General features: G+C 40.5%; 14 protein-coding genes and 1 tRNA gene. 8 read left to right on the top strand and 7 right to left on the bottom strand.

What is annotated here, in order from left to right; genetic code table 11:
* Positions 1-3: 3 nt before the first annotated feature.
* Positions 4-1914, bottom strand: a complete 1911-nt coding sequence (dnaK, locus tag ACH30E_RS06365; RefSeq protein ID WP_294995964.1) for a molecular chaperone DnaK — start codon at positions 1912-1914, stop codon at positions 4-6.
* A gap of 207 nt (positions 1915-2121) precedes the next feature.
* Here dnaK and ACH30E_RS06360 point away from each other — a divergent pair, with 207 nt between their 5' ends.
* Positions 2122-4329 (top strand): right-handed parallel beta-helix repeat-containing protein, encoded by a 2208-nt coding sequence (locus ACH30E_RS06360; protein ID WP_490847331.1) that lies wholly within the window; start codon positions 2122-2124, stop codon positions 4327-4329.
* Positions 4330-4596: 267 nt separating this feature from the next.
* Here the strand turns inward: ACH30E_RS06360 and ACH30E_RS06355 are convergent, their stop codons facing one another.
* Positions 4597-5094, bottom strand: coding sequence for a GtrA family protein (locus tag ACH30E_RS06355; protein WP_490824089.1), 498 nt, complete (start codon positions 5092-5094; stop codon positions 4597-4599).
* A gap of 57 nt (positions 5095-5151) precedes the next feature.
* Here ACH30E_RS06355 and argS point away from each other — a divergent pair, with 57 nt between their 5' ends.
* The 5 genes from argS to ACH30E_RS06330 all read left to right on the top strand — a co-directional run bounded on the left by argS (position 5152) and on the right by ACH30E_RS06330 (position 8520).
* Positions 5152-6963 carry an arginine--tRNA ligase gene (argS, locus tag ACH30E_RS06350; protein ID WP_490824087.1) on the top strand — a complete coding sequence of 604 codons (1812 nt, stop codon included), beginning with the start codon at positions 5152-5154 and terminating at the stop codon, positions 6961-6963.
* Positions 6964-7027: 64 nt separating this feature from the next.
* Positions 7028-7113, top strand: a tRNA-Leu gene (locus ACH30E_RS06345).
* 556 nt (positions 7114-7669) lie between these two features.
* A complete protein-coding gene (locus tag ACH30E_RS06340) occupies positions 7670-7915 on the top strand; it encodes a phage integrase SAM-like domain-containing protein (protein ID WP_490824520.1) in 246 nt (81 codons plus the stop codon).
* A 152-nt stretch (positions 7916-8067) separates the two neighbouring features.
* Positions 8068-8331: a site-specific integrase gene (locus tag ACH30E_RS06335; RefSeq protein WP_490824085.1), complete on the top strand. Its 264-nt coding sequence runs from the start codon at positions 8068-8070 to the stop codon at positions 8329-8331.
* Positions 8332-8343: 12 nt separating this feature from the next.
* Positions 8344-8520 (top strand): hypothetical protein, encoded by a 177-nt coding sequence (locus tag ACH30E_RS06330; protein ID WP_490824083.1) that lies wholly within the window; start codon positions 8344-8346, stop codon positions 8518-8520.
* Positions 8521-8601: 81 nt separating this feature from the next.
* On the opposite strand, the gene ACH30E_RS06325 is transcribed toward ACH30E_RS06330, so the two are convergent.
* A complete protein-coding gene (locus tag ACH30E_RS06325; protein WP_490824081.1) occupies positions 8602-9486 on the bottom strand; it encodes a caspase family protein in 885 nt (294 codons plus the stop codon).
* A gap of 258 nt (positions 9487-9744) precedes the next feature.
* On the opposite strand from ACH30E_RS06325, the gene ACH30E_RS06320 reads away from it, so the two are divergent.
* Together ACH30E_RS06320 and ACH30E_RS06315 are read left to right on the top strand one after the other, a co-directional pair.
* Positions 9745-10206: a hypothetical protein gene (locus ACH30E_RS06320; RefSeq protein ID WP_490824079.1), complete on the top strand. Its 462-nt coding sequence runs from the start codon at positions 9745-9747 to the stop codon at positions 10204-10206.
* A 6-nt stretch (positions 10207-10212) separates the two neighbouring features.
* Positions 10213-10983 (top strand): DUF2971 domain-containing protein, encoded by a 771-nt coding sequence (locus tag ACH30E_RS06315; protein ID WP_490824078.1) that lies wholly within the window; start codon positions 10213-10215, stop codon positions 10981-10983.
* Between the two features lie 31 nt (positions 10984-11014).
* Here the strand turns inward: ACH30E_RS06315 and ACH30E_RS06310 are convergent, their stop codons facing one another.
* From ACH30E_RS06310 to ACH30E_RS06295, 4 genes are all read right to left on the bottom strand, one after another.
* Positions 11015-11620 (bottom strand): hypothetical protein, encoded by a 606-nt coding sequence (locus ACH30E_RS06310; RefSeq protein ID WP_490824076.1) that lies wholly within the window; start codon positions 11618-11620, stop codon positions 11015-11017.
* Positions 11621-12028: 408 nt separating this feature from the next.
* Positions 12029-12337: a hypothetical protein gene (locus ACH30E_RS06305; protein WP_490824074.1), complete on the bottom strand. Its 309-nt coding sequence runs from the start codon at positions 12335-12337 to the stop codon at positions 12029-12031.
* A gap of 449 nt (positions 12338-12786) precedes the next feature.
* Positions 12787-13476 carry a hypothetical protein gene (locus ACH30E_RS06300; RefSeq protein ID WP_490824072.1) on the bottom strand — a complete coding sequence of 230 codons (690 nt, stop codon included), beginning with the start codon at positions 13474-13476 and terminating at the stop codon, positions 12787-12789.
* Positions 13473-14177 (bottom strand): AbiV family abortive infection protein, encoded by a 705-nt coding sequence (locus ACH30E_RS06295; protein WP_490824071.1) that lies wholly within the window; start codon positions 14175-14177, stop codon positions 13473-13475. The genes ACH30E_RS06300 and ACH30E_RS06295 overlap by 4 nt, the downstream gene beginning before the upstream one ends.
* Between the last annotated feature and the right edge of the window lie 45 nt (positions 14178-14222).

Here is a 14222-nt window from a genome sequence, read left to right as displayed (position 1 = left end):
CTCTTATTTCACTTCTTCAAATTGCGCGTCTTCAACAGTATCATTTTTTGCAGCACCGCTTGCGTCACCAGCACCAGGCTGAGCTTCGGCTCCCGGTTGTGCTCCTGCTGCCTGCTGTGCTTTGTAAATTTCTTCACTAGCTGCAGTCCAGGCGGTATTCATCTCCGTCATTGCAGCATCTACAGCGGCAATATCCTGATTTTTATGCGCTTCTTTCAGTTTAGTAAGAGCCGCTTCGATTGGCGCTTTTTTATCTTCAGGAATCTTATCTCCAAACTCTTTGAATTGTTTCTCTGTTTGGAAAATTAAGCTATCGGCCTGGTTGAGTTTTTCTACCTTATCACGTGCTTCTTTATCGCTCGCTTCATTAGCTTTCGCTTCTGCTTTCATTTTTTCAATCTCTTCTTTACTCAAACCACTACCAGCTTCAATACGAATCTTCTGTTCTTTACCTGTACCCTTATCTTTCGCACTTACATGCAGGATGCCATTAGCATCTATATCAAATGTTACTTCAATTTGTGGTACACCTCTTGGGGCCGGTGGAATACCATCCAGGTTAAAGATACCCAGGCTCTTATTCTGGTTAGCCATCGGACGCTCACCCTGTAGTACATGGATCTGTACGCCTGGCTGATTATCACTGGCTGTTGAAAATACTTCTGTCTTCTTGGTTGGGATCGTTGTATTTGAAGGAATCATCACCGTCATAACACTACCCATGGTTTCGATACCAAGTCCTAGTGGCGTTACATCAAGCAACAATACATCTTTCACTTCTCCGGTTAATACTGCACCCTGGATAGCGGCACCAACGGCTACTACTTCATCGGGGTTAACACCACGATTAGGTTTTTTACCAAAGAATTTCTCTACGATCTCCTGTACTTTAGGGATACGGGTTGAACCACCTACCAGGATCACTTCATCAATTTGAGAAGTACTGTAACCTGCATCTTTCAATGCAGCTTCACAAGGTTTTAAACAACGGGCAAATAAATTATCTGCTAATGCTTCAAATTTTGCACGTGTTAATTTTAATACCAGGTGTTTAGGCACACCATCTACTGCGGTAATATATGGCAGGTTAATTTCTGTTTCTGCAGATGAACTTAATTCGATCTTCGCTTTCTCAGACGCTTCTTTCAAACGCTGTAAAGCCATTGGATCTTTGCGCAGGTCAATTGCTTCCTGGCTCTTGAACTCATCAGCTAACCAGTCCATGATCACTTTATCGAAGTCATCACCACCAAGATGTGTATCACCATTGGTTGATTTTACTTCAAATACGCCATCACCCAATTCCAGGATGGAGATATCGAATGTACCACCACCAAGGTCAAACACGGCGATCTTCTGATCAGCATGTTTTTTATCCAGACCATAAGCCAATGCCGCGGCGGTTGGTTCGTTTACAATACGGCGAACATTCAGACCAGCAATTTCACCGGCTTCTTTTGTTGCCTGACGCTGTGCATCATTGAAATAAGCAGGAACGGTAATAACCGCTTCTGTTACTTCCTGGCCAAGGTAGTCTTCAGCGGTTTTCTTCATTTTCTGAAGAATCATTGCTGAGATTTCCTGCGGAGTGTATAAACGATCATCGATCGCAACACGTACGGTATTGTTATCGCCTTTGGCTACTTTATAGCTCCAGTGGCTGATTTCTTCTGTTACTTCATCATGACGGCGGCCCATAAAACGCTTTACACTCGTAATGGTGTTTTGCGGATTGGTTATGGCCTGACGCTTGGCGGGATCTCCCACTTTACGCTCCCCGTTTTTCAGGAATGCCACTACGGAAGGGGTCGTTCTGCGTCCTTCATCATTTGCTATCACTACCGGCTCGTTACCTTCCATAACGGCCACACAGCTATTCGTTGTTCCAAGGTCAATGCCTATTATTTTGCCCATAACTATTGATTTCAGGTTAATAATCGGGATATAACTGTCAATCATTATGCCATCCCCCTTTTAAATGAAAAATTGTCATACCTCACCCTTTACCACTGTAAAGCTTGCCGAATAGACTCGATATCAATGCGTTTCTGGCAGTTAGCTTGTGTAAAATCTGCCATTTGGCATCCTATATTTCAGAAAACCTTAGTTTTAAGCATGTTTTTGAAAACGCTGTTTACAGGTTTATGGTCCATTTTATTACTGGCAGCTACTGCCCAGGATTTGCCGGTTTCCACCCCCTACCGGAATATGAAGATCATTTCCTCCACGCGTTTTCAATCGGGCGTCTATAACCTGAATAGTCCGGCAAGTAACGCCCTTATAGAAATTGCGGGAGAAAATATAACGGTAGACCTAAATCAAGCCATTCTGCAAGGCTCAAATGACATGACCCGTCCAGACGAGTTTTATGGTGTGGCCCTTCATATCAAACCGGGCTCAAAAAATATTATCATCCGTAATGGCAATATCCATGGCTTTAAAATCGCCATCCTGGCAGATAGTGTAGATGGTCTGACCATTGAAAACTGTAACCTGAGTTATAATTACCGCCAGGAACTGAAAAGTAACCTGAACAGGGAAGATATCAGCGACTGGATGAGTTACCATAAAAACGATCATGGAGAATGGAAAAGATATGGGGCAGGTATTTACCTCGACCAATGTAAAAATGCCCGTATTTCAAATAATACCGTTACCAGCGGGCAATGCGGACTTATGATGACACGCTGCGAAAAAGCAGTGGTTTTCGATAATAACTTCTCCTTTAACTCAGGCATCGGCATCGGTTTATACAGAAGCAGTCAGAATAATTTCTATCATAACCGGCTGGATTGGAACGTGAGGGGTTATAGCCACGGGAAATACAAGCGTGGGCAAGACAGTGCCGGGTTCCTGGTATTTGAACAATGTAACGACAACATTTTCGCCTATAACAGTGCCACACATAGCGGTGATGGGTTTTTCCTTTGGGCCGGTCAGCATACAATGGATACGGGTGAGGGCGGTTGTAACGATAATTTTATCTATGGTAATGATTTCTCCTACGCCCCTACCAACGGAGTTGAAGTTACTTTCAGCAGAAACCTGGTAATGAAAAATGTGATTCGGGATTGCGACCATGGAATCTGGGGCGGTTATAGCTACGATTGTGATTTTACCGACAACGATTTTGCCTTTAATAGAATTGGTATAGCTATTGAGCACGGACAAAATATCAATATAGCCATCAACCGATTTTTGTACGACAAAACCGCCATCAAACTCTGGTCACGAGCCACCCAACCCGCGGACTGGAAATATGCACAGGTAAAAGATACCAGGAGTATGAACTACTGGATTGCTGCTAACCAGTTCACTGCCAATGAAACCATTTATGATATCATGGGTACAGATACGGTAGCATTCAGTGGCAACCAGAAAATGGCCTATACTACCAACCTGAAATTAGGTGAAAGAACCAGTGATATCGACACATCCCGTGAAGATGATCCGCTTGATATGGATTATGTTCCGGATGAACGATTAAAACAGGTACCTGTTCAAAAAAGACCAGACCCCCTTTTTCCAAAAGGGAAAGACAATATCCGCATCACACCATGGGGGCCATATAATTTTCAGTATCCATTACTCTGGCTTAAAAAAGTGGATAGCCTGGGGCAGTACCATTTCGAAGTATTGGGTAAAACAGGTTCCTGGAAAATAGAAAGCCTGAATGGCTTTGAAATAATTGAGAAAGGAACAGATAGCTTTCCCTCATCATTAACAGCCCGGCCAATAATAAACAGTCCTTCAAAAAAAATCAGCTTACAATATGAAGGTCCGGATTTCACCGATGCATTTGGAAAATCAGGCAGCAGTGGTACTTTGTTTGGCTATGATGAGTACGATACAAAACAGCAATGGATCATAAACTGGTTTAAATGGGGTCAGGATTCGGATCCTATTCTTTCCAAAGAAAATTTTCAGCAGCTGCTGCAATCAACCCCTACTCTATCAGACACACTCCCACAGCTAGACTTTACCTGGTGGGGCGCAATCGGTAAAAATTTACCGGCAGATTCATTTGCGACTGATGCCGTTACTACTATTGAGACAGAAAAAGGGATGTATGATATCGCTGTAACGGCCGATGATTTTGTACAGGTATTTGTAGACGGGAAACTGGCAATTGATGGATGGGATCCAAAATTCACGGAATATGATGAATATACCCACCACAGGGCCCGTTTGGAACTAAGTAAGGGAACGCATACAGTTCGGGTAATCCATGCAGAAAAAACAGGCATTGCCACCCTCATGTTTTATATAACACCTGTAAAAGATATGGTGCAACAACCCTTGTATCAGCAGCGGATTATTGCCAATTAATCATTGCTAAAAAAAGCTGCAAGCCATTGCTGGCCGGGGAAAATTGGCTTCAAGCTTCAAGCCGCAAGCTACAAGCCTTGATGGGTGCTTATTATAGGCTTTCTGCTTTTAATGGAATTAAAGGGGGGGGCTTGTGAATTAGATAATTTAAAGTCAGTTGCTTAAAGAAATATTTGGTTACCGTAAATACCCTATCTGCTATTAATAGCAGATAGTAAAAAGCGAGCACCAATCAAGGCTTGCCGCTTGAAGCTTGTAGCTTGAAGCTCACCTCCCTTCTCCTTTAAATGTAAAATTCTTCTGAGAAAAATAACTGAATGCAACCACAAAGAAAGTTGTGATTATTTTGGAAATTGTTGGATACCATCCAAATACTTCCACAAACAATTTCAGAAAGGCATAATTCAATAAAAAACAGCCAAGTACCACCACAAAATAGCGGCTAAGCTGTTTCCGTTTGGCTACCGATGTTTCCTGAAATACCACATACCTGCTCAGGTAAAACCCTGTTGGAAAAGTAACCACAAATGCAGCCAGGAATGCGGCTATATGGGCACTGATGGCCATAAATGGCAAGTGAAGTGTTTCTTTATGAAAAATATAATTGTAGGAAATAAAAAACAGGAATATATCCAGACTGGTGTTAAATCCACCACAGGCTGCATAGCGATAGGTTTGAAGGGGCATTAATTTCCTGAACAGCGGGTAAAAAAAATCTACAACCCGTAACAAGAAAGCCCGGATATGTTCATGCAAGTTTCGCATCAATGCGGCGAAGGTAGGGCTTAATTAGTTACTTTTGCGGCCGTAACTATTTTGAATATGAGTGTTGTAGAACAGATTAAGCTGGCGGCATCGGCAACGATTAAAGCATTGTATGAGGTTGATATGCAACCCAATGAAGTGTTGGTAAATGCTACCAAACCCGAATTTGAAGGCGACTATACCGTTGTGCTTTTTGCGCTGGTAAAACAGTTAAAGAAATCACCCGATGCCCTGGGCGAAGAAATGGGTAAAGCATTAACAACAGCTAACCCGCATTTATTCAGTGGTTACAATATCATTAAAGGTTTTTTGAATCTTTCTGTTACTGATAATTATTGGTATTCATTTCTTGAACAATCTTATTCGAAGGAAAGTTATGGGTATGCAGCCGCTACCGGTGAAAAAGTAATGGTTGAATATTCCTCCCCCAATACCAATAAGCCCCTTCACCTTGGTCATTTGAGAAATAATTTTTTGGGATGGAGTATTGCTGAAATACTTAAAGCCACGGGTAATGAAGTGGTGAAGACCTGTATTGTAAATGACAGAGGGGTGCATATCTGCAAAAGTATGATTGCCTGGCAACGCTTTTCGAATGGAGCAACTCCTGCAAGCACAGGCACCAAGGGCGATCATTTTGTGGGCGATTATTATGTGAAATTCAACGATGCCTACAAAGCAGAAATTAAAGAACTGGTAGCGGGAGGTATGACAGAAGCAGAAGCTGAAAAAGAAGCCCCTATTATGAAAGCTACCCAGCAAATGCTGATAGACTGGGAAGCAGGCAAATCCGAAGTAATGGATTTATGGCGCACTATGAACGGCTGGGTTTACGAAGGCTTCAATGCCACTTACCAGCGCATTGGCAGCGATTTCGATAAAACTTATTATGAAAGCAATACCTATTTATTAGGTAAGGACCTGGTGGAAACCGGGTTAGCAAAAGGGGTATTTTACCAGAAAGAAGATGGCAGTGTTTGGATTGACCTTACTTCTGATGGACTGGATGAGAAACTGGTTCGAAGAAAAGATGGCACTTCGGTTTATATTACCCAGGATATTGGTTTGGCGGAACAAAAGCAGAAAGAATTTAATGCCAGTCAGAGTATTTATGTAGTAGGTGATGAACAGAATTATCATTTCAAGGTATTGAAACTAATCTGTCAGAAATTACAATTACCTTCTGCTGATGGTATTTATCACCTGAGTTATGGCATGGTTGAATTACCATCCGGTAAAATGAAGAGCAGAGAAGGAACAGTAGTAGATGCCGATGATCTGGTGGAAGAAATGGTAAATATTGCACGCCAGAAAACGGAAGAACTGGGCAAGGTGAAAGATTTTACTGCCGAGGAATTGACGGAATTGTATGACACGATTGGTCTGGGTGCATTAAAATTCTTTTTGTTAAGGGTAGATCCTAAGAAGAAGATGATCTTTAATCCTGAGGAAAGCATCGACTTTCACGGGTTTACAGGTCCTTTTATACAGTACACCCATGCAAGGATCAAGAGCATCCTGCGGAAAGCGGGTGTGAATGGTGAATGGTCAATGGTCAATGACAAAGAAAATTCACCATCCACTATTCACCATTCACCCCTCCTCCCCCTGGAAAAAGCATTGCTGCTCACACTGGAACAGTTCCCTGTTGTGCTTCAGGAAGCTGCTGCCGAGCACGACCCTTCCAAAGTGGCCATTTTTGTGTTTAACCTGGCGAAGACTTTCAATTCCTTTTATACCGAACATTCTATTGCCAATGCAGAGACAGCAGAGAAAAAACAGCGCCGCCTGCAATTGTCGCAGTTAACAGCACAGGCTTTGAGGAATGGGATGTCTGTTTTGGGAATTAAAGTTCCTGAAAGGATGTAAATAAAATCTTAGGAAGGCTTTGTATAGATTTATTGAATGCTGTACATTTGCCGTCCCAAAGAATGCGGAGGTGGCGAAATTGGTAGACGCACTACTTTGAGGTGGTAGCGCCTTTTACCGGGCGTGGGAGTTCGAATCTCCTCTTCCGCACTAACCCAGATATATTTAAATATGTCTGGGTTTTTTATAGGATTTAATTCTTACAGTATCCGCCTTCATAATACTAGTTTAAGGTGCTTGCGCCCACGGTACCGAAGTAAGGGATTTCGAATCTCCTCTTACGCACACAAATCAACTACAAAAAGTCCTGTAAGTCAATCACTTACGGGATTTTTTTGTGCCTATCCGCTGTTTGTCCGCCAGTTTTTGCCGCTTGTTTCCGCTGTTTTTGGCGGACAAATGGCGGACAGATTTCTGAGCAAAACCTGAATAAAATGAGTATTCAATTAAGCGGAGAAAAATCTCACAACGGCAGCAAAATCTAGTGGACTTTTGAATGGGGCAAAGAGGCAGGCCAGCGCAAAGCGGCAGGCATTTTTACCTGGGCGAAACCCAAGGACGCTATCCAGAAAATTCACAACAAAGAAGCCTTGTTCCTTCTTGAAAACAGGAGGTCGCAACTCATCCTTGACAGCCAGAGTATGGGCTCGACCTATATTCTTGCTCACCGTTTCAAAGACAATTTTTTTGACTTCTATGTTGAGTCATAACAAACAATAAGCGGGAAGGAAACCAACACCTTGAAGGAAGCCTGAACCAATTTAGGAAGTTTGTAAAAAAGGAATTCCTTTCACCACATGACCTGACAGAAAACCTATGTGAACGATTTAGAACTTTTTTACTAGACAAGCTGACAGGTAAGACTCCGTCTGATTATTTCCATGCATTCAAACGAGTGGTTAAAGTGCTACCAAACAAGGTTACTTCCGGTATAATCCAACCGAAGATATAAGGAGCAAAACAAACCCAAGTAAAGCGCTAAAAGAGTTCCTTGAAGCTGATGAATACATTCAGTTACTCAAAACTCCAATCATCAACAAAGAACTCCGCGATGCATTCGTTGTATCCTGCTATTCCGGGCTGAGATGGTGTGATGTAAACTGGATGCGGTGGGATGATATCAAGGATGGAAAATTAATGACTCGAGTTATCCAACGCAAAACTGGCAAGCCTTTAGAATTAACCCTGCACCCTATTGTCAAACAAATTCTGGAGCACAAAGCTGAAATGCGCAGGGCCTATTTACCTGCCAGCGAAAAAAACAAGCCACTTACAGGGCCTGTGTTTTCTCTTCCAACCCATGACGGAGCAAACAAATCATTAGCTAAATGGGTGAAACGGGCGAAAATCGACAAATACATTACCTAGTATTGTGCTCGTTTGAGTTTTTCGATTTTATTACAGGACGAAAAAGTTGACACCGCAACTGTAGCGCTATTATTAGGACATACTACCACACGTTATGTAAATGAAGTATATAAAAGAGACAGGCCAAAAAACAGCATGAAACACCTGGCAAAACTACCGAAGGTAGAATGGCAAACCTCTGCTAATTAATATCGGATAACCTTTGAAATAACTAATAAACTTATTGGAGGACATAAGAAAAGAGATCGTGAAATCAATTTGCATCAATTGTTATTTGCCACTTAATAAAGCGCCTCCAATAAAGAGAGCAGCCAAGCCAAGTATCAGTCCTTCACTTTCTGAGAGATGAGCTTTATTGGGTATGAATTGCTCAGGAATTTGTCTCTGATTGTATTGCGCTTTAGCTTTTCGAATAAAATGCGGAGAAGCGATACCAAGAGGGATTTGAAGATTCCCATCCTCCCAGGTAATTTGCGGAACCTGTTTTCCCCCTGCTGCTTTTATTATTTTGCAGGCGCCTGCAAAGGCATCTTCTGCCCAGATGGGCTGATAACCATGTAATGTTTTGCTTGTGTACAATGCTTCCAACATCGCGAGTGTGAATTCTCCACCATGTCCAAACTGATTATCATATGCGTATGTATCATATGAAGTGGAATGAATTATCATCCTGCCAGCAGGTGAATTTGAAATATAACGATTGAAATGCTCACGGGTCTCTGAATAACCTGTTGCATACTGCCACTCTTCCATTTCGTCAGGAAACCCGCTAATCGTTGGCAGAAATTTTCTACATGCATCAACTATGATTAGCTGCCGTTCACTTGAATTACTGAATAAGCATAAATCCTGAGCACCCTGCCCGCGAATAGACAGAATATTTCTTTTGAAATTATCCATATACCCATGCCCTGAATAATACACGAAAAGGTAGTCTACCTGTACCTCACTAATCAGTCTTAACACTTCATCCGCTGTTGGATCAGTCAAGGGTAGAATTTCCTCAGGATAAAATGCACCTCCACGGGGCGATAACAAATATTGTCTCCAGTTCTCCAGATCAGTGGGAACACCAGGCAAACGATTATTCTCCGGACCGGGAGATCCGATCAGAATCGCGAGGCGTTTGGGTTCGGGACGCTGGGGATGAAACATGCTAGCAATTTACGAAAATATCCATGAACCAAAAACAAAGGTTCTTTGCATGGGAAAACTGCAGCTGATATAAAATTGATTACTCATGACCTGAATTTGCAGCTTCTCGCCTTGCCTTATCCTCCATTAAGCGCGCCACATCTTTTCCAATCCAGGCCATTTAATGATACTGATTTTTACCAAAATACTTAAAAATTCAGCAAATTGTATCTTTGAGCTATGCTGGATTTCTAATAATAGCTACTTAATTTACTTTTTATGCAGCAACCACACTGGTACCTATTGACTCGCTATTTAAAAAAGATCGGATATATTAATAACGGACTGACCATTCCTTACTTATATGGGGCCTATAGTAGACTTGGCTATAGTCTAAATACAATCGAAGACCTGTTAAATGAAATACTCAAAACACCGGCTCCTTTCCTCCCGGTTATAGAAAAATGTGATATTATTAAACATGATGTTCTTCAATTGGAAACGGGAAAAGAAGTAAAAAAGAAAGGAAAGGACAGGTCAATGGTTTATTCGGATCAAGGAAATACCCTGGTGATCAGTTATAATACAAATTTAGGTACTTCTGTAAAACAGGTGGCCATTGCATTAAGTGGCTTGTACCTGGCAAGGATTAAAGCCCAGGATTTTTCTTGGAACAATAATATAAAGGATTGGCAACAGTTCACAGATTTTGATAAAGATTGTATCGACCGTATAAAATAATTCAGGATGTTTAAGTACTACAGTATACCGGATGAGAAGACACTTGTAAATATTATTGGAGAAAAACCAACCATAAAATTTACATCTGCTTTCAATTTAAATGATCCATTTGAATTGAAATTCAATTTACACATCGATCCGGATGCAAAGGGGCAGATGGAAGCATTTCTCCAGGTTCATGCAGGTAAAACAGAAAAAGATTTTAAAGAATGGCAGGACAGTGTAAGGGGAAATAGGGGTTATGTCTGGTATACCGAGCAAACGCAGCGCGCAATCATTTCCCAGATGGTAACGATGAGCTCATTTACCGAGACAAACACCAACAACCTGATGTGGTCGCATTATACCGATAACTATAAAGGAATTTGTGTCGAGTATGTTAGTGATATCTGCAATCAATTGGAAAATACGGATGATTTTTTTGCACATGCACCTGTCATTTATTCTGCAACACCGCCTTTGGTTGATATAGTTGAACCAATGGACTCACGGATAATGAAAATGATTTTTAATAAACAAAAGGAATGGCAGTATGAACGTGAGCATAGGGTAGTTTTAATGAGCAAAAAGGATACAGACTTTGTTCCGATTGCTACTTCCCAAATAAAGGCAGTATACATCGGATCGAAAGCTATGGGAAAAATCGAAAAAAAGGTAATTGAACTTTGTAATGACTTATCAATGGAATGTTACTCAGCAATTGCCTTGGGCAATACTTATGAAGTTCAATTCAAGAAACACAAAGAAGGGACTTTCTTTACCAGATCGTTCTGGTAGTGGAAATAAAGAATGAATTTTCCAAATTCTATTAGTATTTCTCTCCATCCTTTGACATATATAGATTTCGTTTTGTGAATGTTACTGTCTTTAGAGTACAACCTACTACCTGGTAAACCATCTTTGCATATTTTGTATTGTAAGTATCCAGCGTTTTAAAGTAAAACGAAGCAGGAAATGAAGGATACTCTCCAGGCTTATTCCCACACGCATAGATATTAGGTGTTTCTATTTTTTCACCAAGAGCCAGCAATAAGTTTGGTCTTATTAAGCCGTTCCCATTAATGGCATAAAATAAAATCGGTTCATCGGTCATATTTACAAATGCATATCTGCCATAACATGACCCAAATTGTATATGATTCTCTCTGCAGATATTGTCGGATATCCTTACGTCCGCAACTGATACTGCAGTCTTATTTGTTGGCAACGAATAAAAATCATTCTCAACAAGATTTTCATCATAATTCATAAACAGCTTTGCAAGATCTGACTGGTTAATTGGTCGAATGACACTAAGAGGGAATTGTGATTTTGAGGATTGTTCAAAACCGGGCATTTGTACATTAACTGTTTTTTCTCTGACCTTGATATTTACAAAGTGATATAGTTCTTCTCCGGTAACCACACCATCCAAAAAATGCTTATTACCTTGATTGATACTGTCAGCTCCTCCATAAAGTCCTTCGAGTAGAAAATGGGTAAAAACACCATTTTTGATTTCACTTGGAAGTTCAAAGGATTGTTGACTAGGTTGACTGGAGAATAATTTATAATAACCTGACAGGATAAAAGTTTGAGCATACCTCAGCGTTTAAATAATTATTGCTTTATTAAAAATAATAATCTGTTATTGAACTAAAAATATTTTCAATTGGGAATCCGACAACTATTATAGAAATACAGAAAAAAAAAGGATGCTGCTGTTAGTGATTAATTGAACAAAACTCTTTGCAACTTGGTAATATGGTAGGATGCCTTATTCCTTATAATAAATGGATTTATGAAAATATAATTTACCAGGCATTCAAGACCATACCGATGATTAATTCAGTTGAAATAATCTTCTCTGATCCCCGGGATATTTACGAAAGGCAACAATATTTTGCTTACAGATTGCAAAATAGGCGTCCTGCATGGATAGCGCCAGATCTGGGTGAAGTTTCCGTATTTCTTCTAGCGCATCATAGACCAATGTCGCAAGGCGAATGCTGCCAGTATTCAGTATTTGAAACAGCCCATGACCGCACTCGATACCCCAGAACCCGTCCTCCAGTTCATTGACCTGAAAACTGCAACGCTCTCCCTTAAATAGAAAATAAATTCTTTCCTTACCTAATACTTTTAAATCCATGGATATGAAGGTAACAAATCCGGTCATCAAAAGGCGCACCCTTTGGATGAATTGAATCGAAAAAGGATGATTGCTTATTTTCTAAACAGTCTTCTGAAAGCTGAAAACCATGATCCACTTTTCAGAAAGGTCGGTAACAGTCACGTCAGGTTCCAGAGGGAAAATTTAAGGATGATGAACCCCAATACGATAATACCCGACAGAACGCAAAGGCCGGTTACCAAGTTTTTATACAACCTGAATAGTTGTTCTGGACTGGGTGGGGTAGAAGTGGAGGATTCAATGCTGATGAGGCCCCTTAAAAAACAAGTTTTACATAATTTTTTGAATTGTTCATGATAAAATCCGAGGGACGTATTAGTTCAGGTGCCCTTCAATAATAATATAATCTTCAGATTTCATATAGCCAAATCCGCTCAGGTGATTCTTAAAGTTAATTGCCAATATGGTTATCTTTGTTCTTGAATGGCTCGAAGTTCTTGTTGCATCAATGCTTTGATCCTCTTAAATTCATACATGCTGAAAGCATGTGAAGAAGTCGGGGCAAAGTGGTGCGGTTTTTTGCTCATCCTTTCATGCATCAGAACATCCAATTCTTCAAAATAGAGAGGATTGTATTCTTGTAATACATCGATTATGCTTCCCAGAATACCGATCAGTAAAGTAAATTCTTCATCAACCAATGGTGCATTTACAGGATGGTTAATTGCATCTGTAAAAAAAATAGCATCACCTCCATTAATCCGCCAGCCATGTGCAAGCATTTCATTTCGTGCCTTGGAAAGCTCAGACCAGCATTCATTAATATAGCTGATACCAGGTTTTAGTATGGCTTTGATATCTTTTTTAAACCTGGTGCTGGCTTCCAGTTGTGTGGGATCTTCTGGCTTGATTTTATGGAATAGCTTATACTCTTCTAAAAATGCACAAGTCTGTATAATAAGGTATGCTTTTATATTAAGGTTCTGTGCTTTATAGGTTTTTTGGATGTCTTTTTCTGGAAATACAGAACTGTCAAGTACTTGGTTTCCTGACAAATGGATAAAGTTCCGAATCGCACCATTTGAGATCCAGCTATACCTGATCGCTGAAGCAATCATGATCATGTTGAAGTAACATTCTTTGAGTTTTTTCATCATGCATCGAATATGGAATGTTTACCGCTGATTATTTTTTCAAGCTGATCCCGAAAATCTTCATCCATAGTGCGCATGATAAAAGCCTCCGTTTCTTCTGGTGTACTGTTTTCAATTACCTGGACAAATGCTAATACCTCTTTGGTCACCCTTTCCACATTTTGTTTGACGGTATCGTAAATTGCTTTGGTAATTTCTTTTGGCTGAAGCAGTTCGTCTTCATAATCCACATAGAAGGCCAATTTTTTAAGCTGATCTGCACCTTTCCAGAACTCGTATTGCATATATCCGCTTATTCCTTCTTCCACCATATTTAATGCACCTACAATAAAGCTTAAAAATTTTGGTGCTGAAGGTTTTAAAATCTTTTTCGAGGTAGGGTGCTCAATTTCATCGATAATTTTCTTAATGACAATCCACACAGGTATCAGGTCTCTCAGCAGGTAATGCCTGGTTTTATGGTCAGTAAATATTTTCTTAAAACCCTTGATCTTGCGAAGTTGCATTCCTTTGCTTTCCAGTAGAACCACCAATCCTTTGAGCAATTCTTCTGTTGCAAGTATCAGGTGAGCCGCGGCGTTTGGGAATTCATTTTCCTTTTCAAGTACAGCTGCACATTTTCGGTGACTGGCTGAATTGTCTAAAATAGCCTTATATACCTGGCCGCAGGCCTGCGCCGAGATTTCCATGAATGTTTGCTTCATCATTTAAAATTGAAACAGAAAGGTATTGATAATCGATAACAATGA

It is taken from the genome of Sediminibacterium sp. FW305-C-61 (assembly GCF_058231065.1).
The sequence above is the reverse complement of the archived record's forward strand: the minus strand, read 5'-3'. Positions and strand labels throughout refer to the sequence as shown.

What these genes read in the sequence shown, in the direction of transcription:
- dnaK (WP_294995964.1), bottom strand. Translation starts at nt 1,914, where the DNA reads ATGGGCAAAATAATAGGCATTGACCTTGGAACAACGAATAGCTGTGTG.
- ACH30E_RS06355 (WP_490824089.1), bottom strand. Translation starts at nt 5,094, where the DNA reads ATGCGAAACTTGCATGAACATATCCGGGCTTTCTTGTTACGGGTTGTA.
- argS (WP_490824087.1), top strand. Translation starts at nt 5,152, where the DNA reads ATGAGTGTTGTAGAACAGATTAAGCTGGCGGCATCGGCAACGATTAAA.
- ACH30E_RS06335 (WP_490824085.1), top strand. Translation starts at nt 8,068, where the DNA reads ATGCGGTGGGATGATATCAAGGATGGAAAATTAATGACTCGAGTTATC.
- ACH30E_RS06325 (WP_490824081.1), bottom strand. Translation starts at nt 9,486, where the DNA reads ATGTTTCATCCCCAGCGTCCCGAACCCAAACGCCTCGCGATTCTGATC.
- ACH30E_RS06320 (WP_490824079.1), top strand. Translation starts at nt 9,745, where the DNA reads ATGCAGCAACCACACTGGTACCTATTGACTCGCTATTTAAAAAAGATC.
- ACH30E_RS06315 (WP_490824078.1), top strand. Translation starts at nt 10,213, where the DNA reads ATGTTTAAGTACTACAGTATACCGGATGAGAAGACACTTGTAAATATT.
- ACH30E_RS06305 (WP_490824074.1), bottom strand. Translation starts at nt 12,337, where the DNA reads ATGGATTTAAAAGTATTAGGTAAGGAAAGAATTTATTTTCTATTTAAG.
- ACH30E_RS06300 (WP_490824072.1), bottom strand. Translation starts at nt 13,476, where the DNA reads ATGATGAAAAAACTCAAAGAATGTTACTTCAACATGATCATGATTGCT.
- ACH30E_RS06295 (WP_490824071.1), bottom strand. Translation starts at nt 14,177, where the DNA reads ATGAAGCAAACATTCATGGAAATCTCGGCGCAGGCCTGCGGCCAGGTA.